This is a genomic window from Sphingomonas sp. BRN-1R, assembly GCF_057748035.1.
The window spans coordinates 892,448-915,250 of sequence record NZ_CM173236.1; the positions used below are offsets into that span (position 1 = coordinate 892,448).

A 22,803-nucleotide genomic window follows, 5' to 3' on the forward strand; every position below is an offset into this window, starting at 1 on the left:
TCATGAGTAATACAAGCGCGGCGATCCTTCCGCCGGTGAAGGTGCGCGACATCAACGCACAGATTCGCGACCTGATCGGCGCGACGATCGATTGGCTCGGCACACACTGGTTGCAGATCCTGATCGCGGTCGGCATCGGCGCGGCGATCGTCGTCGCGCTGGCGACGCTGCGCCGGCTCGGCGGCAAACTGTGCAACAGCCGCTTCAATCTGGCCGGCTGGGGGCCGGTGGTCGGCCATGCGGTGGTCAGGACCAACAACTTCTTCATCGTGATGGTCGCGGCCAAGCTGGTGCAGGGCTATGCCGGCGCGCCGCCCGAAGTCACCACCACGATCCGCTTCCTGTTCACCATTGCCGCCGTGTTCCAGGTTGCGATCTGGGCGCGCGAGATCATCCTCGGCGCGATCCAGCGGCACACCGGCTCGCAGCATTATGCCGGCGAGGCGCTGGAAAATGCGATGAGCATCATCCGGCTGCTCGTCACCTTCGCGGTGTTCGCGATCGCGTTCATCGTCGTGCTCGACAATCTCGGCGTAAACGTCACCGGGCTTGTCGCGGGGCTGGGCGTCGGCGGTATCGCGATCGGTCTTGCCGCACAGGGCATCTTCGCGGATCTGTTCGCGGCGTTGTCGATCCTGTTCGACCGGCCGTTCAAGCGCGGCGACAAGATCAGCTTCGGGAGCAGCAGCGGCATCATCGACAGCATCGGGCTGAAATCGACGCGCATTCGCGCCTATTCGGGCGAGCTGCGCGTGATCGCCAACAAGAATCTGCTCGACAAGGAAATCCTCAACGTCTCGCAGCGCGATAAAATCCGCATCTCCTTCACGCTCGGCGTCGCCTATGAGACGCCGCCTGAGACGCTGGAAAAGCTGCCGGCGATGCTGAAGGAACTGATCGAGGCGGAGGGTGCGAAGGCGGCGCGCAACGGCTTCGAATCGTTCGGCGCAAGCACGCTCGATTTCTCGGTGCAGTTCGACATCCCCGGCGACGATTGGGGCACCGCACATGCGACGCGCGACCGGCTGATGGTGGCGATCCTGCGCCGGTTCGCGGCCGAAGGGATCTCGCTGCCTTACCCGACCCAGACCAGCTTCACCGCCGCGCCCGACGGAACGCTCATCATGCCGTACCCCGATCCGGTCGAGGTCAGGCAGGTCGATCTCGACAAGCACGCCTGATCGTCATCGCCCCAGCGCGCGCAGCACCGTGCGGATGTTGCCGGGTGCGAGGATCAGCACGATCGCCGCGCACACGCACGCGCCGCTGCCGAGCCGCAGCACGAGCGCACGCGGATCGAACGGCCGCAACGGCAGCAAGAGGCTCGCCGCCAGCGCGAAGCCCGCGACAGCTACGCAGGCGAGCGCGAGCCGGCGCAGATCGTGCCCGGTGCGCTCCACCCGTCGCGTCGCCGCGATGCAGCCGATCAGGATGACGGCGGATACGACCGCGGCCACCCACGCCGCCGCGATCGCGCCGTACTGCGGGATCAGCAGCACGTCCGCCACTACGCCGAGCAGCGAGGGCGGGGTCGTCATCCAACTGGCGAGCCCGGGGCGTTTGTGGAACATCAGCTCCTTGGTGAACTGCAACTGGATGCCGTCGAGCATCACCGCCAGCACCAGCGCAGGCGTCATCAGCGCCGCGCCGGCATAACGCGGTGGGCCGAGCAGGCGGATCAGTTCGGGGGTGAGCGCCATCACCCCGACCGACAGCATCGCCAGCACCGCGACGATCGCCATATCCATCGCCGCGATCAGCGGCAGCGAGGCCGGGCCTTGTCGGCGCTTCTCGTAGAAGAACGGCAGATAGGCGGCGTTGAAGCTCGCCATCAGGATCGATAGTGGCGCCATGCCGCTCGCGCTCAACTGATACAGGCCGAGGTCGGTCATCGACACCGATCGACCGATGATGACGCGGTCCGCCATCCGCCTCAGCCAGGTCGACATCGCCACCGGCAGCGTCTTGATGCCATAGGCGAGGTTCTCGCGCATCTGCCCCCATGGCAGCGGCCCGGCGGTGCGGTTGCGGCGCAGGAACAGCGCGCCAGCCACGATCGCGACCACCGCCGCGCCCATCGCATAGCCATAGAACGCGCCCGCAGCACCCCAGCCGGTCAGCACGAATGCGAGGCTGGCACCGGCCTGAAGCAGCGCCTGCGCGAGCTGGATCTGGATAAAGGTCTTCGCCTTGCGCTCGGCGCGGGCATTGGCGAGGTTGAACGCGACCACCGCCTGGATCGACGATCCGGCGAGCAGCAGCGGCACGAACGGGAAGGCGGGAATTGCCCCGCCGCTGATCCACGGCCACACCGCCACCAGCGGCACGAACAGCACCAGCGCGGTGCCCGCCGCCGCCACGATCCGCAGCACGAAGCCGACCACGAGGAAACGGCGGATCTCCTCCGGGTCGTGATGATCGTAATAGAGCCGCGTCGTCGCCGCATCGAGCCCGAGCCCCGAGACGATCAGCAGCACGTTGAGCACGGTCATGCAGAAGCCCCAGGCGCCGAACTCGGCTGTGGTCCAGATGCGCGTGTAGATCGGCACGAGCAGCAGCGGGAACAGCCGGTTGAGCATCGTACCCGCCAGATACGCGCCGGTGTTCGTCACCATCCGGCTCGCGCCGAGCCGGCGTATCAAGCTGCCTGCCATCATGTCCCCAGCCCGGCGATCCGCGCCGGTGCGGCTGCGATAGCGGAGGCCGGCGGCGAGGTCACGCGGCGAGAGATCGCGCCGATCTCGATGCGATCCGATACGGCGGGCCTCCGGGTAGCTAAACCTGCGCCCACGCAGGCTTGCGAGGCGGGGGCAGAAGCGACGTGACCGACAGGATTGCCGAAGGCGGCCGCATGCCGATCGAAACGCGGCGCGGTGCCTTCCGCGGCGTGAACGGCGACGGACGGCGCGCGGGCGCACGCGGCGTTACCGTGCGGGGCGCGATGCTCGCGGGCATCGCGCTGCTGATCGCGTCCTTGTGCTACAAGCTGACCGCGCTCGGCGTGCTGGTGATGCTCGCGCTTGGCATTGCCGCGTGGACGTGCCGGTACAGCTTGCGCCGCGTCGATGCGGTATTCGTGCTGGCGATGGCCTATGTCGCCGACGCGACGATCAGCACGCTGATGGTCTCCGTGCCGGCCGGGATCGGGCGGACGGTGCAGTTCTGCATTATCGCCATCTCGCTGATCGGGCTCTACGCTTATGCACAGGCGGCGCAGCGTCGCGATGCGGAGGTGATCCTCAAAGGCGCGGGCGTGGTGTGCGCGCTGGTGCTCGCGCATCTGATCGGCTGGCACCTGCTGCACCACCATTTCGTCACCTGGAAATATCTCTACGATACCAAGCTGATCCTGTCGCTCGCGCTGGTTCCGCTGTTCGGGTTGGAGGACTGGATCAAGGGCAAGGGGCGGCACCTGTTCACGCTGGCGCTGCTCGCCGCGTTCGTCGTCCTGCTGCTCAGCGGCGAGCGCAAGGCGCTGATGCTGTTCGTCGTGCTGTTCGCTCTGTGTCGCTATCCCGTCGCAGCCAAGCTCGGTCTCGCCATGCTGATCGCAGTGGTGACGGCGCTCGTCCTGCTCGACGATACCGGGTACGTGCATCGCCAGTTGTTCAGCGCGTCGCACGACTATTCGCGCACGCCGATGCGCTATTTCTTCTCGGTACGCGCGATCTACGACCAGAGCGACATCATCCGCGAGTTCGTCAACCGTAATGCGTGGCAGGTGTTCCTGCGCCACCCTGCGTTGGGCGTGGGGGCCAACGGCTATTGGACATGGGCGGCGAAAACCTATGGCGCCAATGGGCTGGCGATGAACATCCACGGCGAATATCACCGCGTACCGGCGGAAGGCGGCATACTCGGTATCGCGATCGCGCTCGGCTTCCTCGGGCTGGCGGCATTGCGGGCGCTGCGCCACGCCGCGGCGCACGGCGGGTGGCGGGCGGGCTCGCTCGATCGCGTGCCGCTCTACTGCGTCGCGCTGCTGCTGAGCTATTGCTATTCCGAGGCGGTCGACACCGCGATGCTGCTGCTGATCGGCGGGGTCGGCGCGATCGTCGGCGCGCTGCCGATCGTGTCGCGTACCGGGCGTCGCGGCCGGCAACGGTTCGGCCGGCTGCACGGCGGTTTCGTGCGCCCGACGCGGAATCAGCCGCGCACGCCCGCGCTCGCCGGGAGCCTGCGCCGCCGGGCGTGACGGCTACCGCCGCCCTTGCGGTCTGGCGCTGAAGATCCACGCGCCGGGGCGGCTCGCCATCAGCACACGCGCCGCGCCATAGCTGAGCGCCAGCGTCGCCGCATAGGTGATCGCCAGCAGCGCCAGCGTCACGGCCTCGCCGTGGTGCTTGCCGGCGACCCGCACCAGCAGATAGCCGATGACGCCGTGGATGAGGTAGATTTGCAGCGAGTAGCGGCCGATCGCGTCGATCGCGCCCATGCGCACGAACCCGTCGATCCGGTAGAAGAACAGCGATGCCGCCACCATGCACGCGTCGGTAGCGAGAAGCCCGGCGAGGTTCCGCGCATCATAGACCTTGAAGTCCGACAGGTTGATACAGAAACCGCCCGCCGCGCACGCCACCAGCGCCATCACGAAGCCACTCGCCACGATCCAGACCGGCACGCTGCGGCTGATGCCGGAGCGCGCGAGCGCGGCGGCGGTCAGGCAGGGGAACAGCATATAGCCGATCACCGGCAGTCCCCACGGCAGCCATGCGACCGCATCCGATCCGAGATATCCGACGGTGAGTTGCAACGCCGCTGCGGCGGCGAGCGCGCCGACCAGGACACGCCCGCCGCCCCGGTCGATCAGCGGCCGCAGCGTCGACAACAGGATGAACACCGGCAGGAACCAGAACATCTCGAAACCGGTCGCCCAGTTGAGCACGTCGCTGTTCGCGATGGTGAGCGCGCAGACCCAACGCAGGACCGCATCGCCGAACGATGCGGGCGCCTCGACGATGCCGGACACTGCGAACAGCGCCGCATACGCAGTCACGAACACGCAGAACGGCCGGTAATAGGTGTGCAGCGGATACAGCAACACCGCGCGGCGACCGTCATCGGGCGCGCGCAGGAAGGGAATGATCAGAAACGCCTCGACGTGGAAGTCGTAGATCAGGCGGTAGAGCGCCGGGAACCCCGATGCGAACAGATGATTGTGCCCGAGCACGATGAGCGCGATCAGTAGCCCTCGCCACGCATGGCCGTGCGACCCGGACGCTGCACGGGGCGTCGACGCGACGCCTGCACCGGGCTGCGGCGACGCGACGAGCATCGCCGTTGCCCGTGCCTTCAGCGCAGCGGGTGACATGCGGCACCTTGATCTTCGGCGCAGCGGATCACCGCCGGCATTCGCGTCGAGCGGCAGCGCAGCGCGATGCGGGAGCAGGGTGCCGGACGGCGGAACTCGGGCAAACGGATGGCTCCCTGACCGTTGGGGAAAGTCTGGCGGCAGGACGCGCCGGGTTTGCGAACGTTGCGCAGACGGCGAACCGACCGCACCATAGCGCCGAATCCCGATCGGTGAGCGTCACCTCCGCTCAACTACATCCAAAGCTGAGTGAAGTGCTTCCCGCATCGGGCAAACTCTTGCAGTTTTGTCGACGAGGCTGAGCCCGCGCCAGCATGATGCAGGAACACCCGCCGTCAATTTTGTTGTTGAATGCGCTCGCGAAATACTCCTGCGTAATGCCAAAAGACTAAACAGATACTCATTGCGGGTACAAGCAATATACTGCCCCGTTTTGGATGTATGCGCCTAGATTAGCCAAATACGATTTGATGCGCTGCGGAATATTACGTAGGAATACTGAGCTTGATACCGCCGAATCTCCGCATGGAAACGGGATGCGCCGGTAATCATTCGCCAGGGCCCACAGGCTTCATTTGAGGAGACTTTCTATGGGGGTATTTTTTAAGCGAACATTATGCGCGCTGGTCGGCGCATGCGCCGCCGTCGCGGCAACACCGTCGATGGCCGTCGACTATAATCTCGGCACGTTGCAGACCGGCGTCGCCACCCCGGCGGCGGGCTATCTCACCAGCAGCAGTCCCTCGGACCGCATCTTCTTCTCGCTCAGCGCGACCGACGATCTCGGCTCGACGGTGGGCAAGCTTCCGAAGATGACGATCGCGTTGGCGCCGGGTCTCAACCTCGACTTCGGCTTGTCGAGCCTGACGGCCGATCTCTACAGCGCCAGCACCGGTTTCGTTGGCCATCTCGCCAGCCTGACCGGCGGCTTCCTGCTGGAAACCTCGAGCGTCTCCGGCCTGTCTGCTGGTGATTACTTCGTCAACGTCACCGGCACGCCGTACACCAATTTCCCGGGCGTGGGCGGCTCCTACGCTCTTGCGCTCACCGCCACCCAGGCGGCGTCCGCACCGGGGCCGGCCGGCATCCTCTTCGTCGGCGGCGCGGCTGCGCTGATGGCGGGGCGTCGTCGTCGCCAGAAGGCGAAGGCGGAGGCGGCTCTCGCCTGATCGTAGAACTTGGAACGGGTGCGGTCGGTCACCGGCTGCACCCGTTTTCATCACATGGGGAACGCTCGATCGGCGGCGCGGTGCGCCGGCAGAATCGTCGTGGTGGGGGTTGTTGATGTTCCAGGAAGTGCTCGTGCGTCCGGTCGCGCGCTGCGGTCGCCTCGTCAAGTCAGGCTTGCCGCTGGCGCTCATCGCCGCGCTTGGCGGTTGTGGCGCGGCGAAGAACCCGGAGCAATTGCTCGTCAAGGGCGACAAGTTCGAGATCACCTTGCAGGAATACGACCAGCTGCTCCGCCGGTTTCCGCCGGTGACGAAGGAGGCGGTCGCGCCGCTGCGACGCGCGCTCTTGCAGCAATTGATCGACGAGAAACTGCTCGCCGATGCGGCGGTGGGCGCGGGCATCGACAATGATCCGGGCAGCAGCCAAGCGATCGCTGCGGCGCGGCGCACCATTCTCGCGCAGGCTTACGTGCATTCGCTCGCGGGCAACATCCCCAAGCCGCGTGAAGACGCGGTGCGTGCATATTACGCCGCGCATCCTGCGCTGTTCGCCAATCGCAGGCGCTTCGTGGTCGAGGAATATGTGCTGCGAAGCGACATGCCCGATCTCAAGACCTATCTCGACACGCTGGATCGCGGTGATTTCACTACTCTGGGCTCGATGATCGCCGACAAGGCACCGGGGGTGCATCCGGCGACGGTCGCCCGCTTCACCGACGAACTGCCCGAGAATCGCGGCGGTGCGCTCGACAAGCTGACGGTGGGATCGAACATCGTCTATCAATCGCCTGGACAGGTGCATCTCGGACGGATCACGGCGGCGGCACCCGAGCCGATCGCGATCGAAGCGGCGCGCGGGCGGATCGAACAGAGCCTCACCGCCGAACGCACGAGCGCGATCACGCAGGCAGCGGTCCAGACGCTGCGCAAGTCGCGCAAGGTCGAGATCCTCAATACCAATTTGAAAGCGGTCGCGGGCGGTACGACGACGGCGGCGGTGACGTCGTGAGGCGCATCGCCGCACTTGCGCTGCTATGCCTCGCCACGCCGCTGTCGGCGCATGGCGCCGCCACGGCGCAACCGGATGCGCCTGGGTCACGCGTCGAAGATACGTCCTATCAAGTTGGCCCTGGCGACCAGCTGACGGTGACGGTGTACCGCGCGCCCAATTACAGCGGCCTTGTCGAGGTCGCCGCCGACGGGACGGTGCCGATCAACGACGCCGGACGCATCAACGTGGTCAACAAGACCGCCGCGCAAGTCAGCGACGCAATCGCGGCGGCGCTGCGGTCGGGCGGATATCTGCGCGATCCGATCGTCAACGTGCTCGTGCAGACCTATCGCGCGCGCACCGTTTCGGTGCTCGGGGCGGTCGCCAAGCCGGGTGAATATCCGCTCGATCGCGGCGGCATGACGATCACCGAGATGCTCGCGCGCGCCGGTGCGACACTGGGCGTCGGTGGCGGCACGGTGCGATTGTTGCGCCACGACGGCACCCAGCAGGATCTCGCCGCCGATCAGGTACTGGCCGGATCGGTCAACCAGCGGCTCGGACCGCACGACACGCTGATCGTCACCGAAAGCGCGACCTTCTACATCTCGGGCGAGGTCCAGCGGCCCGGCTCGTTCGCGCTCGAGCCCGGCCTGACGATGGAACGCGCGGTCGCGCTCGCCGGTGGCGTGACCCAGCGCGGCGCGCGCAGCCGCCTCAAGGTCTCGCGCCGCAGCGGCGATGCCGACCAGCTCATCCGCGCCAAGCCGCAGGATCCCGTCAAACCGCGCGACCTCATCACGGTCGGCGCGCGACTTTTCTAGGCGACAGCGATGACCCCAAAGCATCTCGGCAAGGTTTTGATCGAAAAGTGGCGCATCGTCGCGCTGACCACGGCCTTGTCGGTCGCGATCGCCGTCCTCATCATCGTCGTGACGACGCCGGTCTATAAATCCACCGCCACCGTCGTCGCCGGGGTGCGCGCGCCCGAGACGATCGGGCCGCAATCGGTCGCGGAGCAGCTCTCCGCCGATTATCTGCTGACGCAGGAGGACATCCTCAAGAGCGACCGCGTCGCCCGACAAGTCGTGACCGACCTCGGCCTTGCCGATTCTCCCAACGCGATCCGCCAATATGGCTGGACGCCTAAGGACGGCGCGCTGCCCGACTTCATCGCGCGCCAGCTGCGTGCCGCGCTGACGATCGATTCGAGCGCGACCAACTCGCGCGTGATGGAGATCAGCTTTCTGAGCGGCGACCGCCAGTTCGCCGCAACGATGGCCAATGCCTTCGCCAACGCCTTCATCGACGTCAACGTGCAGTTGCAGGCGGACCCGGCGCGGCGCACCGTGGCGTCCTATACCAACCAGCTCGACGAACTGAGCCGGACGCTGCACAAGATGCAGGCCGCGCTCGTCGCGAAGGAAGGTGCGCTCGATATCGTCGCCACCAAGGGCGAACTCGATCCCGACAGTGCCCGACTGAATGCGCTGTCGGCGCAGCTGGCCGCCGCGCAGGCCGGCAGCGCGGCGGCATCGTCGCGCGCGGGTGCGGCCGCGCTGCCCGACACGATGGCGAGCGGGGTGGTGCAGGGGTTGCAGACCGAGATCGCCCGGCTGGAGGCGCAGCGCAGCCAGTTGAGCGCCACCGCCGGCCCGAACAATCCCGACTACCGCCAGCTCGTCGCACAGATCGGCGCGATGCGGGGGCAGCTTGCCAGCCAGGAGGCGTTGATCCGCAAGTCCGCCGCCGCCGCAGCGTCGCAGGCGCAGGCGATGCAATCGGGGTTGAGCGGTGCGGTCGAGGCGCAGCGCGACCGGGTGACCAAGGTGCGTGCGGCGCAAAGCGAAGTGTCGGTGATGCAGCAGGATATCGCCAACCTCCAGGCGTCCTACGATCAGATCGCGCAGCGCCGCGCGCAGCTTCAGGTGCTCGACAATACCGGGCAGACCAATATCTCGCTGCTCTCGCCCGCGACGCCGACCGAGAAGCCGGTGCTGCCACGGCGGTTCATCACGCTCGCGCTCGGGCTGGTGCTCGGCGGAGTGGCCGGCGTGTTGCTCGCACTCGCCATCGAGTTCTTCGATCGGCGCATCCGCTTCAGCAGCGAGATCGAGAGCTGGCTCGGCATTCCCGACCTGGGCAGCATCCGCATCAGCCCGCCACAGCCGTTCCGCCTGACGCGCATGGTGACCGGGCTTCTCCCAAGCATGAGGGTCGAATGATGGAACAGATCAGCCGGGAACGGGACGATCTTTCCGTCCACATCGCCGATCGGCTCGGCAATGACGTTACCGATCGCGGAGCGCCACCGCGGCCGCGGGCACCAGCGATCTCCGGAGGCTTCGGCGTGGCGGACGATCTGTTCGTCCTCAAGAGCCCGCACTCGCCGCGCGTCGCCGATCTGCGGCGGGTGGCGCAGACGCTGGCGATGCGCTGGTTTCTGGGCGAGACCAAGCACGCCGCGCTGTCGATCATCAGCGCCGACCGGCGCGAGGGACGCACCGCGATCGCCAGCAATCTTGCCTGCATCTTCGCGCAATCTGGCGTGCGGACGCTGCTGATTGACGCCGATCTGCACAATCCGGCGATCCACACCAAGTTCAGCCTCGCCGAACCGCGCGCGAGCGGCGCGGTGTGCCGACCGGTGGAGGGGGTCGAGAACCTCTCGGTCGTCCCGGCGTCCGCGCTGGTCGAGCTGAAGTCGGATCGCTTCATGCAATCGGCGCTGCAAGCGCTGGTCGAGCGGATGCGCGGCGAGTTCGAGGTGATCTTCGTCGATACACCCGCTGCGGCGACCTCGAACGATTATCAGATCGCCGCGCTCGCCACGACCGGCGCCTTGTGCGTGACGCGGGAGGGCGTGACGCGTGCGCGCCGCTCGTCGCGCGTGCTCGATCTGTGCGAGGATGCCGGGATCGCCGTCGTCGGCGGCGTGATGTTGAAAGCGTGACGCCGCCGCTCACCGCCATGCCCGCGCCAGCGCCGCCGCTCGCCGCCCTTCCGGTCGATGCCGTGCTGCGCGACCGCAACCGCATGGCGCTTGGCCTGATGTTGTTCGGGCTGGCGGCGCTCTACGTCCCCGTCCTTATCGAATATGGCGCGTTGTTCCTGTGGAGCGAGGACGACAACCACAGCGGGCTGCTGCTCGCGCTGGTGCTGTTCGGCTATTGGCAGGATCGGAAAGCGTTCGCCTGGACCTCGACGCGGCGCGAGCTGATCGGGGGCGCTGCCGCCGTGCTGGTCGGGCTGATCCTGTATTTCGTCGGCCGGGTCACCGATTCGGTGCAGATGCAGGGCCTGTCGCTGCCGGTGGTAATGACCGGGCTCGCGATGGCGGCGGGCGGAGTGAGGCTGGCGCGGCGCTGGTTGTTGCTGAGCGGTCTGCTGGTCTTCATCGTGCCGTGGTTCGGCCCGATCGCCGATGCTTTGCTCGTGCCGCTACGGCTTGCGCTCACGCACGGCGCGGCGCGGCTGGCGGCTTTGCTCGGTTTTCCGGTGAGCACATCGGGCGTGCTGATCTACGTCGGCTTCGTCGAGCTGAACGTCGCGGGGGCCTGTGTCGGTCTGCGCGCGATGGTGTCGATGACCGCGATCGGCTTCCTGTTCCTGCACTTCTTCCCGGCGCGCTCGATCGGCGCGGCGATCGTGTTCGTTTGTCTGATGCCGCTGATCGCGCTGGCGGTGAACTTCCTGCGCGTGTTCGCGCTGATCGTGATCGCGGCGCTGACCGGTGTGTCGGGCGAGGCGTTCGCGCACGACATCGCCGCCTATCTGGAGGTAGGCATCGTGTTGCTGGCTTTCACCCTGCTCGGCAAGGCGCTTGGGCCGAAGGCGTTGGCGGCATGATCCGGCGGCGTGACCTGCTCGGCGCGGGCATTTTCGCTGGGCTCGCCGCGGGTGCATCGGGCGGGGCGGTCGCGTTCCGCCGCGCACAGCAATCGGTGCCGCCGGGCGGCGACGCGATCCTGGCGCGCTTGCCCGCGCAGCTCGGCGAGTGGCGTTTGCAGCCGGCGCGCGCCGATATGGTCGATCCGATCGAAGTGGACGAGGCGTTCGCGCAAGCGCTGGAGATGTATGATCGCGTGATCGAGCGCGATTATGTATCGCAGACGCTGCCGCGGATCATGCTCAACATCGCCTACAAGCGCGAGGTGCGGCAGGAGGATCGCTTCCACTGGCCGGAATTCTGTTACGCGACGCAGGGCTTCCGCGTCGAGCGTCTGCCGCCGGTGTCGCTCGGCGCGGAGGCCGGAAACATCATGCTGTCGCGCTTCGTCGGGGTGCGCGCCGGGCGGCGCGAACTGGTCGGCTATTTTATGCGGATCGGTGACACGGTGCCGAGCGGCTCGCTTGGCGTGCGCGCCGCGCTGTTCCGGCAGAGCCTCGCGTTGCGCCTGCCCGATGGGGTGATGGTGCGGGCGTCGTTCCTCGAAGACGAACTTGCATCTGCCAGCCCGGGCGTCGCGAGCGACATGCTGATCGGGTTCTTCCGGACACTGCTGTCAGACGCGAGCACACCGCTTAGAATAATGCTCGCCAATAATCCTCCAAAGTCGATCTAATTGAACGGCGTGGCTCAGGAATACGTCTTCCTTAAATGTCTGTTGATGATATCGTCATCGTCAGTTGTAGTAATGAACGGCGCGGATCAAGATCATGCTTAATCGGCATGTATTTCTGATCGGGTGGGCAGGCGCAACGCGACTTGGGGAAATCCGGTATGGGGCAGCAATCGCATAGTCAGTTTCGCGAACCTGCGCGATCGGATCGTCCGCTGGTCATCGCGCATGTCCAGACGCGGATGAACCGATCGGGCGGGGCGGAGGAAAATACCTGGGCGTCCTGCGTGCATCAGGCTGAATCCGGACATATCGTGCATCTGTTCTGCGGACGATCTTCGGACGTGGAGGAGTATAGCGGGCGCGGCACGCCGGTGCGCGTGCATCTCGTCAGCGAACTGGTGCGTGAGGTTTCGGCGAAGGACGACGTTGCCGCCTATCGCCGGCTGTCGACGCTGTTCGGTGAGGTGCAGGCCGATATCGTCCACACCCACACCAGCAAGGCTGGTATCGTCGGGCGTCTTGCCGCGAGCAACGCCAAGGTGCCCGCGATCGTCCACGGCGTCCATATCCTGCCGTTCAGCAACGTCGGCATCGCCGAGAAGATGGTCTATCTCACCGCCGAACATGTCGTCGCGCCCGTGACGGATCATTTCATCCACGTCAGCCATGGTACGCGGCGCGCCTACGAGCTTGCACGGCTGGGCGGCAATCGGCTGCATTCGGTGGTGCGGTCGGGAATGGACATTGACAAATTCCAGACCGCAACGTGGCCGGAGGACTGGCGGGCGTTGCTCGGCATTGGTCCCGACGAGGACAAGCCGCGTACGATCCTGATGATGGCGGTGCTCGAAGCGCGCAAGCGGCAGGTGGCGTTCATCACCGGCTTCGCACAGGCGACTCGACCGGGCGAGAAAATCCGGCTGTTGATCGCTGGCGACGGACCCGATCGCGATACGCTTGCCGCGCTGGTGGAGGAACTCGGCGTTGGTGACCGGGTGAAGTTGCTCGGGCACCGTACCGATCCGGAGCGGCTGATTGCGCTTTCCGACATATCGACGCTCGCATCGTTGCGGGAGGGGTTGCCGCGCACCATCGTGCAAAGCCTCGCGGGCGGAAAGCCGGCGGTGGTCAGCCCGCTGCGCGGCATCGAGGAAATCATCGACAGCGGCCGCAACGGCATCGTCGTGCGGCAGAGCGATGCCGAGACAGTCGCGCGGACCGCGGTCGAGCTGGTGCGCGACGACGATCGGCTCGCACAGATGACCGCGGCGGCGGGTGGCGCAGCGGTGGAGGATTGGAAGTTTCCGTCGATGTTCGCGCAGCTCGACCAAGCATATCGCGAAACGCTCGCGTTGCCGCGCGTTGCGGCACGGATGGATGCGCGCGCGGCATCGCGGGGAATGCAGACGATTTACCGCTGCGCCTGAACGGCGGGCGGACAGGGTTCGGGAGAGGGTGCCGATTGGCAAAAGCCACGGTTCGGAAGGGTTTCGGTGATTGATGCGTTAAACAGTGCCGGCATCGCTCCATCGCCCGCGCGCCTGCGCGCAGGGCGGGGCGATCTTGCCGGTTCGGCTCATCCACATCGTCTTGGGCGGGGGAATTGGTCGGCAGATCGGGTCTGCCAGGTTCATCTTGCAGGAGACGAGTGATGATGAAATTGAAGCGCGCCGGCGTAGTTGGAACGGCACTTGCGCTGGCGATGGTGCCGTCCGTCGCATTGGCCGACAACGGCTGGAGCGAGGCGCTGCGCGGCACGCCGATCGATCTCAGCAAGGCGAAGCTGGTTTTTCAGGATCAGCTCAACACGCCGCATAGCTGGAACGGTCCGATCCTGTGGGCCAAACAGCATACCGATGTCGGGCTGGAGAAATTCGATCCGGCGGGTGGCCCGGCCTATAAGCTTCAGAGCGGCGTACTCGGGCTTGAGGCCTATCAGGACAAGGCCGGTATCCACAGCGGCAACATCCAGTCTGTCAACGTGATGCAGGCCTATGACGGTGCGCCGATCGTGCCGGGGGTGAACGGCTTCACCTGCGTCGCCTGCTATTTCGAGGCGCATGCGCGCTTCCCAAACGCGCGCGCGACCTGGGCGAGCTTCTGGCTGCTCTCGCCCGACAGTCCGCGCCAGCGCGGCCACCTCGAAGTCGATGCGATCGAATATTATGGCGCGGGCGACAAGCGCGGCCACCATCATACGATCCACCGCTGGGGCCCGAAGGAGAGAGAGGGACACACGCAGAAGCCCGATTATACCGGCATGGACGCCATCGCCGATTTCGGCTGGCACACCTATGGCGCGGATCTGCGCGGGATCGCCACGCTCAACGGCAAGCAGGCGGTGGTGATCTACATGGACGGCAAGGAGGTCGGACGGATCGCGCCCGAGCCCGATTTCTTCACCACGCCGTTCTATTTCAACCTGACGTTGTCGATCAACCCCAAGGACACCGTGCGGACGTTCCCGCAGTCGGTGTGGTTCGACTACGTCAAGGTGTGGAAATAGCACCGTAGCGGACGCGACACTGCACATTTTGCGGTGAAGATCGCGCAAGGATCGCGCTGGTCGATCAAAGGGGCATGGGCATGGTCACGAGACAGGGAGGCACGATGCAGCGCGCGCGCCGTTCGCGGTCGGCGTGGCCGGGGTGCGCGGCGTGAGCGGCGAGCGATCATTGATCCTCGCCGTGGCCGCCTATTTCCCTGATAGTTACGGCGGGGCGGAGCGGCAGGCGCGCATCCTCGCCGAGGCGCTCGGGCGGCTCGGCGTGCGGGTGACGTTGATCGCGCCGACGGTGGCGAGAGACCTGCCGCGCGTCGAGCCGACCGCGTTCGGGCAAATCCTGCGCAAGCGGCTGCATGCCTATCCCAATCTCGGCGGTCGCAATCTGCTCGCCTTCCTTGCGTGGAGCCTGTGGGTGCCGTGGCGGCTGCGTGACCCGGCATGGCGCGGCGTGCCGGTCTATGTGTTCCACGCCCGGCTCCACGCGCTCGGCCCCGCGCTGGCCGCGATGCGGCATGGCGCGCCGCTGCTGGTCAAGCTCGGCGGGGGCGGGGAGGCGTCCGAGTTCGCGGCGCTGCGAGCGAAGAAATATCTCTATGGCCGATTGGTCGAGCGGCTGTTGCGGAAGCGAGTCGATCTGTTCGTCGCCAACAGCGCGCAGATCGCCACCGAGCTGCGCCGGCTGGGCACCCCCCGTGAGCGGATCGCGGAGTTCCCCAACGGCGTGGCATTGCCGACGCCCGACGCGCTCGAACAGGCGACCGCCGCGCGCACCGGGCGGCGCTTCGTCTATGCAGCGCGTCTCCACTCCGACAAGAACGTCGACGTGCTGTACCAGGCGACGGCGACGCTGGCGGCGGAGGGGACCGGGCTGCATCTCCGGCTGGTCGGCGATGGTCCGGAGAAGGACCGGCTGGCGCCGATCGTCGCGGCTTCCGCCTTCCCATCGGCAATCTCGTTCGCGGGCTTCGTCGCAGACGTCTATCCCGAATTGCAGGCGAGCGACTTTTTCGTGTGCGCCTCGCAGCGCGAAGGCCAGTCGAACGCCTTGCTCGAAGCGATGTCGGCGGGCGTGATCCCGATCGTGTTCCGCGCGAGCGGCGTCGAGGAGGTCGTGTCGGATGGCTGGAACGGCTTCATCGTCGAGGAGGCCACGCCGCGCGCCTTTGCCGCCTCGATGCGCCGCGCGCTGGCGCTCGCCCCCGCGGCGCGGCGTGAGATGTCGCGAGCGGCCTGCGGCTTCGCGCGTGACAATATCGGCATCGACGCCATTGCCGCGCGTACGCTCGCCGCGATCGACGCGATCGGCCGGACCGACACCGCACCGGTCGCTGCGGCGATGCGCGGCGGGCGCATTGCCGGGCGCAGCGCATGAGGTTTCGCGCGCTCGACTCCTGGCGCGGGATCGCGGCGGTGCTGGTGATGCTGTTCCACCTGTCGGCGAACGGGCTGTTCTACGGGTTCCCGCCGATCCGCCACGGCGGCTTGTCGGTGCCGTTCTTCTTCGTGCTGTCGGGGTTCGTCATTAGTCACGCTTATGGCGACAGGCTGAGTGACGGCGCGGCGGTCGCGCGGTTCGTGGCGCGGCGGATCGGGCGACTGTATCCGCTCCACCTCGTCACCTTGGGCGCGCTGGTGCTGCTCGAGCTGGCGAAATGGGCGATGGTGCGGATCGGCTTGCCGAGTGGGCAGGCACCGTTCATCGGGGCGAACGATCTCGTCTCGTTGGTCGCCAACCTGTTCCTGCTCCAGGCGGTGATCCCGCTGCCCGATTATAGCTGGAACGTGCCGAGCTGGTCGATCAGCGTGGAGTTCTACACCTATCTGCTGTTTTGCGCGATCGTCGTCCTGTTCCGCACGCGCACGATCGTGCCGGGGCTGTTGCTCGTCGGCGCGACGGCGGCGCTGTTGATGCTGATCGAGCGCGACATGCCCGCTTTGCGCCAGACGCAGTTCCGCGGGCTGGCGACGTGCGTGTGCGGCTTCTTCGCGGGGCACCTCGCCTACCGGGTGTTCGGCATGGTCCGCGCGCCTGGCCCGGCCCGGGCGACCGCGTTCGAGGGGACGGCGGTCGCGGTGATCGCGGCGCTATACTGGTTTGCGCCGGTGGGTGCGGCGGCGTCGATCGCGGTGTTCGCCGGTGTGGTGCTGGTGTTCGCCTTCGACGCGGGCACGATCTCGCAGATCCTGCGCGGGCGCGGCTGGGCTTTCCTCGGGCGGATCTCCTATTCGATCTACATGGTGCATTTCGTGGTGTTGTCGCTGCTCGGCGGCGCTTTGCGCGCGGTGCAGGCGATGCTGCATCGTCCGCTGTACCACGACGTCGCGGGCGGGCAGATGATCGACTTCGGCCCGATCGGCGCGATGGACCTGCTCGCGCTGCTGTATGCGCTCAGCGTGATCGCGCTGGCCGCGCTCACCTATTACTGGTTGGAACTGCCGGGGCAGGCTCTGGTCGCGCGTATTGCCGGTCGGCGTGACAGTGCGCTGACGCGTGCTTCCGAAACCGCGTCGTTCTGAGCATGCGCACCACGATCGCTTTGCCTGTCGGAGCGCGCCGCCATGCCTGCGGGCGGGAGACCATGCGATGACGCTGACGGTCGCGGTCGTGATGACCTGCTACAACGAGGGCCCGTATATCGGCGCGGCGGTGCGCAGCGTGCTCGACCAGAGCCGCGCCGATCTGATCGAGGCGGTGGTGATCGCCGACGATGGTTCGGATGCGGCGACCGTGGCGCAGTTGCGCGCGATCGAAAGCTGGGATGCGCGCATCCGCGTGCTGTACGGCGCCGGCGGAGTGGGGCTGCCGGGGCAACGCCGCAAGGCGATCGCCGAGACCAGCGCGCCCGTGCTCGCGATCCTCGACGGCGACGATCTGTGGACCGCCGACAAGCTCGAACGGCAACTTCCGGTGCTGGAGGCGAACCCCGCCGTCGGGCTGGTCTATGCCGATTTCTGCATCTTCCCGAACGACGATCTCGGCGCGGCGCGGCGCGCGGGCGTGCTCGACATCACCGGCAGCGATACGCTCTCGCGCACTTATTTCCTCAACGATCCGCCGATCATTCCATCGACGACGCTGTTGCGCCGCACCGCCTATGCGGCGGCGGACGGGTTCGATGCGGCAGTGCGGATCTTCGAGGATACCGATTTTTACCTGCGGCTCGCACGGGTGACGCGTTTCGCGCTGGTCGATGCGCCGCTGCTCTACAAGCGCCAGCGCGGCAGCAGCATCACCGGCGGGCGCAAGGATCTGATGGCGCATCACGCCTTCGTCGCGCTGAAGGCGGCGGCGGACGAGCCCGCGCTGCTGCCACTGGTGCCGCGCCGGCTGGCGGAGCGCGCGCGCAAGCTCGGCAACCAGCGTTTCCTGCTTGGCGATCGTGTGGGCGCGGTGGCGCTGTTGCGGCTGGCGGTGCGGCTTGACCCCCTCAACCGTGGCGCGTGGCGGTCGCTGGTCGCGGCGGCGGTGTTCCCGAAACTGGCGCTGCGCATGCTCGGCGCGGACGGACGCGCGCGCCAGGCCGCGCTGGGGGTGGGGTGATGCTGCTGCGCCCGCATCCGCCGGTGGTGATCGTCACCTGTGAATATGCGCCGTTCCCGGGTGGGATCGGCACCTATGCGGTCGAACTCGCCACCACGCTGGTGGCGAGCGGACGGCGCGTCGTGATGGTGGCGGCGGCCTATGCGGGCGTGGCGGAGGCGCTGCCCGATGGGGTCGAGCATCACCTCATCCTGCGGCATCATAACGTGCCGCTCGCCGCCGCGCCAAAGCTGCTCGCGCTGCTGCGCGGATTGCCGGCGGGTGCGATCCTGCTCGCTGCCGATATCCGCAGCCTGCTGCTGCTCCGTCTGCTTCAGCCGTTCCACCGGCGGCGCTACCGGGTGATGGTGCATGGCAGCGAGGCGAGCAAGTTCGCGCGCGGCGGCGTGGTGTCGGGTCTGGTGCGCGGCGCCTATCGCGCGGCCGAACTGGTCGCCTATAATTCGCAAGCCACGCGCGACATCTTCCGCGCACAGCTCGGCCAGCCGCCGCATGAGGCGATCACCTATCTCGGTGTCGGGCAGGGCTGGTTCGATCCGCCCGCGCCCGGCGGGTTCGAGAACGAGGCGCTCGCGGCGCTGCCACACGATCGCCCGCTGTTCGTGAGCGTCGGCCGGCTCGAGCCGCGCAAGGGGCATCTCGATACGGTCGAGGCGCTGGCGCTGGCGCGCGCGAAACATGGTATGGCCGAGCCGCTCTATGTCGTGGTCGGCCGCGCCGAGGACGAAGGTTATGCCCAGTCGATCGCCGCGCGCGGCCGCGCGTGCGGGGTGCGGGTGGTTCTGCCTGGGCGCTTGTCGGTCGACGATATCAAGCGGGTGTACGCCCGCGCGTCGGCGCATCTGCTGTTCGCGCGCGCGCTGCCCGGCAAGATCGAGGGGTTCGGGCTGGTGCTGGTCGAGGCGGCGGCGCAGGGCTGTCCCTCGATCGCGGCCGCGGTGGGCGGCATCCCCGAGGTGCTGGGGGATACCGGCGCGGTGGTCGGCGCGGAGGATCTCCACGGTTTCGCCGCACGGATCGCGGCGTTCGCCGGCGATGCGGATCTGCGCGCCGCACAGGGCAAGGCCGCACGCGCCCGCGCCGGTTTGTTCACATGGGCTGCGTGCGCGCGCGCGACCTTCCCCGAACTGTTCGAAGGTGTGGCCGCGTGAGCCGTACGTATATCGCAACGCTGCCGCTGCTCGCGACCGCGCTGACCATGGCCGGCGGTGCGCAGGCGCAGCGCTACCACGCCACCGCGAGCACGTCCGTCCGCTATGACGACAATCTCTTCCGCCTCTCGCCGGCGGTGCGCGAGAGCCTGCCCGATCACGGCGAGGATATCGTCACCTACCTGATCGTCAGCGGCGGCGCGCAGACGCGGATCGGCGTGGTCGCGGTGCAGGTCGATGCCGCCGCCGGGCAGAGCTTTCACGCCAACAACCCACGCATCGACACACTCAATTACACCGGCAACGCGACCGCGCGCTACGAAACCGGGCAGGGGGAAGTGGATGCCGCAGCCGCCTACATCCGCGAGCCGGTGCCGTTCGACGACGCCGCCAACACGCAAAAGGTGCTGCGCGCCTCCACCGATTTCGGGCTGAACGCGTCGCGCGACCTGCTCGGCGATCTGCGGCTGGTCGGCCGGCTGAACTACGCGCGCACCACCGTCTCGGGCGGCGGGCTCGATGCCTATGGGTCGCACAGCGTCGGTTTCAACGGCGGGGTGGGCTATTTCCCCTCGACCGGCAACAGCATCACGCTCGAATATTCGCGGACGCGGGGCACCGGGGATGCGGTGCAGACCGTCGCGGTCGGCGATACCCGCATGGCGTATCGCGGCGATTCGCGCGACACCGCGATCGTTTCGAACATCGACTACCACATCACCGGCATCACCAGCCTGAAGGGCAGCATCGGCTATACGCGGCACGACGATCGATCGGTGCTGAACGCCGACTTCTCCGGGCTGGTGGCGAATATCGCGCTGAGCTGGTCGCCGTTGCCCAGCCTCGTCATCAAACCGGCGTTCCGGCGTGGCTTTTCATCGGAAAGCCGGCTGTTCTCGAACGGAATCACCGCTACACGCTACAGCGTGACCGCGAGCGACAAGCTGTTCGGCAGGCTCGGCGTGAAGGTCGGGCTGAGCCGCGAGAACCGCCGGTTCCGCTATGATCTTCAGGCGACCGACCCGCTCGCGCTCAACCGCAGCGAGCGCACGACGCTCGCCAACGCAGGGTTGTCCTATGTCACCGGCACGCGCTTCGCGCTCAACCTCGATTACCAGCATATCGAGCGCGCGTCGGACCGGGTGAACTTCCCCTATTCCGCCGATACGATCACCTTCACGATCTCGCATGAATTCGGGTCGTGACGGGGCGGACGACATCCACGATATGTATTTTGACAAACGGGGGCTGATTGCATGAAAGTCACGATGATCGGATCAGGCTATGTCGGCCTGGTCTCCGGGGCCTGCTTTGCGGATTTCGGGCATGACGTGGTGTGCGTCGACAAGGACGAGCGCAAGATCGAGGCGCTGAAGGCGGGCAAGATCCCGATCTTCGAACCCGGTCTCGACCATCTCGTCGCCAGCAACGTCGCGGCGGGGCGGCTGTCGTTCACCACCGATATCAAGGCGGGCGTGGGCGGTGCGGACGCGGTGTTCATCGCGGTCGGTACGCCGTCGCGGCGTGGCGATGGCCATGCCGATCTGTCCTATGTCTATGCCGCCGCCGCCGAGATCGCGCAGGCGATCACCGGCTTCACCGTCATCGTCGACAAGTCGACCGTGCCGGTCGGCACCGGTGACGAGGTCGAGCGGATCATGCGCGAGGCCAACCCGGACGCGGAGTTCGCGGTCGTTTCCAACCCGGAGTTCCTGCGCGAAGGCGCGGCGATCGACGATTTCAAACGGCCCGACCGCATCGTCATCGGCGGCGACGATCCCCGTGCGATGGAGGTGATGCGGCAGGTGTACCGTCCGCTTTACATCAACAAGTCGCCGATCGTGGAGATGGACCGGCGTGGGGCGGAGCTGACCAAATACGCCGCCAACGCCTTCCTCGCGGTGAAGATCACCTTCATCAACGAGATCGCCGATTTGTGCGAGAAGGTCGGCGCCAACGTGCAGGATGTCGCGCGCGGCATCGGGCTCGACAACCGCATCGGTTCGAAATTCCTCCACGCCGGCCCCGGCTATGGCGGCTCGTGTTTCCCCAAGGACACGCTCGCGCTCCTCAAGACCAGCCAGGATTTCGACGCGCCGCAGCGCATCGTCGAGGCGGTGGTCAACGTCAACGACAGCCGCAAGCGCGCGATGGGGCGTAAGGCGATCGCGGCGATGGGCGGCGACGTGCGCGGCAAGACGGTCGCGGTGCTCGGCCTCACCTTCAAACCCAACACCGACGACATGCGCGACAGCCCGGCGATTGCGGTGATCCAGACGCTTCAGGACGCCGGCGCCACCGTGCGCGCCTATGACCCCGAAGGCATGGAGCAGGCGGCGCTGGTGTTGAAGGACGTGGCCTATTGCCGCAACGCCTATGAGACGATGGAGGGGGCCGACGCGCTCGTCATCGTCACCGAATGGGATGCGTTCCGCGCGCTCGATCTGCCGCGCGCCAAGAGCCTGCTTTCGCAGCCGATCCTGGTCGACCTGCGCAACATCTACCCGCGCGACGCGGTCGAAGCGGCAGGCTTCTCGTACACGGCGGTGGGGCGGTGATGCGCTCCGATCCTGTGCTCGTCACCGGCGCCGCCGGGTTCATCGGCCACGCGACCGCGCATAAACTGCTCGCGCGTGGAGAGCGGGTGATCGGTGTCGATATCGTCAACGATTATTACGATCCCGCGCTGAAGGCGGCGCGGCTGGCGACCTTCGAGGGGGTGGAGGGGTTCACCTTCCACAAACTCGATATCGCCGATGCCGCCGCGATCGCCGCGCTGGTGCGCGACAATGGCGTACAGCGGATCATCCACCTCGCCGCACAGGCGGGAGTGCGCTACAGCCTGGAAAACCCGTTCGCCTATGAACGCTCCAACCTCGCCGGGCACCTCTCGCTGCTCGAGGCGAGCCGGCACGCGCCCGAATTCGAGCATCTCGTCTATGCCTCGTCCTCATCGGTCTATGGCGACAAGCCGATGGGCGGGGCGGGCTTTACCGAGGACGAGCCGGCGGCGAGCCCGGTATCGCTCTACGCCGCCACCAAGCGCGCGTGCGAGTTGATGAGCCACAGCTACGCCAAGCTGTACGGCTTTCCGCAGACCGGCCTGCGGTTCTTCACCGTCTATGGCCCGTGGGGCCGACCCGACATGGCCTATTTCGGCTTCACCCAGAAGATCCTGCGCGGTGATCCCATCGAGGTCTATGGCGAAGGCAAGATGGCGCGCGACTTCACCTACATCGACGATATCGTCGACGGCATCATCGGTTCGCTCGATCATCCGCCGGTGCGCGGCGAACACCGCGTGCTCAACATCGGCGACAGCCGTCCGGTCGGATTGATGGAGATGATCGAGGCGCTCGAAGCCGCGCTTGGCCGGACGGCGGAGAAGATCATGCGGCCGATGCAGCCCGGCGACGTGACCGCCACTTATGCCGACGTGTCCAAGCTGCGTGCGCTGACCGGCTATCACCCCGAGGTGATGCTGGAGGACGGGCTCAAGCGCTTCGCCACCTGGTATCGGGACTTCTACGAGGTGCCGGCCTAGTCGTCTCTCCGGCGGCGGGCCTTCC

Annotated in this window: 20 protein-coding genes; 18 read left to right on the plus strand and 2 right to left on the minus strand. The window is 66.9% G+C overall.

What is annotated here, in order from left to right; translation table 11 throughout:
• Nucleotides 1-2: 2 nt before the first annotated feature.
• A complete protein-coding gene (locus AC3ANX_RS04030) occupies nt 3-1,181 on the plus strand; it encodes a mechanosensitive ion channel family protein (RefSeq protein WP_488335747.1) in 1,179 nt (392 codons plus the stop codon).
• Between the two features lie 3 nt (nt 1,182-1,184).
• Here the strand turns inward: AC3ANX_RS04030 and AC3ANX_RS04035 are convergent, their stop codons facing one another.
• A complete protein-coding gene (locus AC3ANX_RS04035) occupies nt 1,185-2,657 on the minus strand; it encodes a lipopolysaccharide biosynthesis protein (RefSeq protein WP_488335748.1) in 1,473 nt (490 codons plus the stop codon).
• A 164-nt stretch (nt 2,658-2,821) separates the two neighbouring features.
• Between AC3ANX_RS04035 and AC3ANX_RS04040 the strand changes: the two genes are divergently transcribed.
• Nucleotides 2,822-4,195 carry an O-antigen ligase family protein gene (locus tag AC3ANX_RS04040; protein ID WP_488335749.1) on the plus strand — a complete coding sequence of 458 codons (1,374 nt, stop codon included), beginning with the start codon at nt 2,822-2,824 and terminating at the stop codon, nt 4,193-4,195.
• Between the two features lie 3 nt (nt 4,196-4,198).
• Here AC3ANX_RS04040 and AC3ANX_RS04045 read toward each other — a convergent pair whose 3' ends face one another.
• Nucleotides 4,199-5,311 carry an acyltransferase family protein gene (locus AC3ANX_RS04045; protein WP_488335750.1) on the minus strand — a complete coding sequence of 371 codons (1,113 nt, stop codon included), beginning with the start codon at nt 5,309-5,311 and terminating at the stop codon, nt 4,199-4,201.
• A gap of 590 nt (nt 5,312-5,901) precedes the next feature.
• Between AC3ANX_RS04045 and AC3ANX_RS04050 the strand changes: the two genes are divergently transcribed.
• The 16 genes from AC3ANX_RS04050 to AC3ANX_RS04125 all read left to right on the plus strand — a co-directional run bounded on the left by AC3ANX_RS04050 (nt 5,902) and on the right by AC3ANX_RS04125 (nt 22,778).
• Entirely contained in the window at nt 5,902-6,480 is a 579-nt protein-coding gene (locus AC3ANX_RS04050; RefSeq protein ID WP_488335751.1) for a hypothetical protein, read from the plus strand.
• Between the two features lie 115 nt (nt 6,481-6,595).
• Complete coding sequence (locus AC3ANX_RS04055; protein WP_488335752.1) at nt 6,596-7,489, plus strand: EpsD family peptidyl-prolyl cis-trans isomerase; 894 nt, start codon at nt 6,596-6,598, stop codon at nt 7,487-7,489.
• Nucleotides 7,486-8,295, plus strand: a complete 810-nt coding sequence (locus tag AC3ANX_RS04060; protein WP_488335753.1) for a polysaccharide biosynthesis/export family protein — start codon at nt 7,486-7,488, stop codon at nt 8,293-8,295. Before AC3ANX_RS04055 ends, AC3ANX_RS04060 begins: the two co-directional genes overlap by 4 nt.
• 9 nt (nt 8,296-8,304) lie before the next feature.
• On the plus strand, nt 8,305-9,696 hold the full coding sequence (locus AC3ANX_RS04065) for a Wzz/FepE/Etk N-terminal domain-containing protein (protein WP_488335754.1): 1,392 nt from the start codon (nt 8,305-8,307) through the stop codon (nt 9,694-9,696).
• Nucleotides 9,693-10,424: a CpsD/CapB family tyrosine-protein kinase gene (locus tag AC3ANX_RS04070; protein ID WP_488335755.1), complete on the plus strand. Its 732-nt coding sequence runs from the start codon at nt 9,693-9,695 to the stop codon at nt 10,422-10,424. Before AC3ANX_RS04065 ends, AC3ANX_RS04070 begins: the two co-directional genes overlap by 4 nt.
• Nucleotides 10,421-11,320: an exosortase/archaeosortase family protein gene (locus AC3ANX_RS04075; RefSeq protein WP_488335756.1), complete on the plus strand. Its 900-nt coding sequence runs from the start codon at nt 10,421-10,423 to the stop codon at nt 11,318-11,320. The genes AC3ANX_RS04070 and AC3ANX_RS04075 overlap by 4 nt, the downstream gene beginning before the upstream one ends.
• Nucleotides 11,317-12,036, plus strand: a complete 720-nt coding sequence (locus AC3ANX_RS04080) for an exosortase C-terminal domain/associated protein EpsI (protein ID WP_488335757.1) — start codon at nt 11,317-11,319, stop codon at nt 12,034-12,036. Before AC3ANX_RS04075 ends, AC3ANX_RS04080 begins: the two co-directional genes overlap by 4 nt.
• A 284-nt stretch (nt 12,037-12,320) precedes the next feature.
• On the plus strand, nt 12,321-13,463 hold the full coding sequence (locus AC3ANX_RS04085; protein ID WP_488335758.1) for a glycosyltransferase: 1,143 nt from the start codon (nt 12,321-12,323) through the stop codon (nt 13,461-13,463).
• Between the two features lie 224 nt (nt 13,464-13,687).
• On the plus strand, nt 13,688-14,542 hold the full coding sequence (locus AC3ANX_RS04090) for a glycoside hydrolase family 16 protein (protein ID WP_488335759.1): 855 nt from the start codon (nt 13,688-13,690) through the stop codon (nt 14,540-14,542).
• Between the two features lie 169 nt (nt 14,543-14,711).
• A complete protein-coding gene (locus AC3ANX_RS04095) occupies nt 14,712-15,914 on the plus strand; it encodes a glycosyltransferase (RefSeq protein ID WP_488335760.1) in 1,203 nt (400 codons plus the stop codon).
• Nucleotides 15,911-17,059, plus strand: coding sequence for an acyltransferase family protein (locus AC3ANX_RS04100; RefSeq protein WP_488335761.1), 1,149 nt, complete (start codon nt 15,911-15,913; stop codon nt 17,057-17,059). Before AC3ANX_RS04095 ends, AC3ANX_RS04100 begins: the two co-directional genes overlap by 4 nt.
• 67 nt (nt 17,060-17,126) lie before the next feature.
• Nucleotides 17,127-18,083 (plus strand): glycosyltransferase family 2 protein, encoded by a 957-nt coding sequence (locus tag AC3ANX_RS04105; protein ID WP_488335762.1) that lies wholly within the window; start codon nt 17,127-17,129, stop codon nt 18,081-18,083.
• On the plus strand, nt 18,083-19,234 hold the full coding sequence (locus tag AC3ANX_RS04110) for a glycosyltransferase family 4 protein (RefSeq protein WP_488335763.1): 1,152 nt from the start codon (nt 18,083-18,085) through the stop codon (nt 19,232-19,234). Before AC3ANX_RS04105 ends, AC3ANX_RS04110 begins: the two co-directional genes overlap by 1 nt.
• Nucleotides 19,231-20,439, plus strand: a complete 1,209-nt coding sequence (locus tag AC3ANX_RS04115; RefSeq protein ID WP_488335764.1) for an outer membrane beta-barrel protein — start codon at nt 19,231-19,233, stop codon at nt 20,437-20,439. Before AC3ANX_RS04110 ends, AC3ANX_RS04115 begins: the two co-directional genes overlap by 4 nt.
• A 51-nt stretch (nt 20,440-20,490) precedes the next feature.
• On the plus strand, nt 20,491-21,792 hold the full coding sequence (locus AC3ANX_RS04120; RefSeq protein WP_488335765.1) for a UDP-glucose dehydrogenase family protein: 1,302 nt from the start codon (nt 20,491-20,493) through the stop codon (nt 21,790-21,792).
• A complete protein-coding gene (locus AC3ANX_RS04125; RefSeq protein WP_488335766.1) occupies nt 21,792-22,778 on the plus strand; it encodes an SDR family NAD(P)-dependent oxidoreductase in 987 nt (328 codons plus the stop codon). The genes AC3ANX_RS04120 and AC3ANX_RS04125 overlap by 1 nt, the downstream gene beginning before the upstream one ends.
• Nucleotides 22,779-22,803 lie beyond the last annotated feature (25 nt).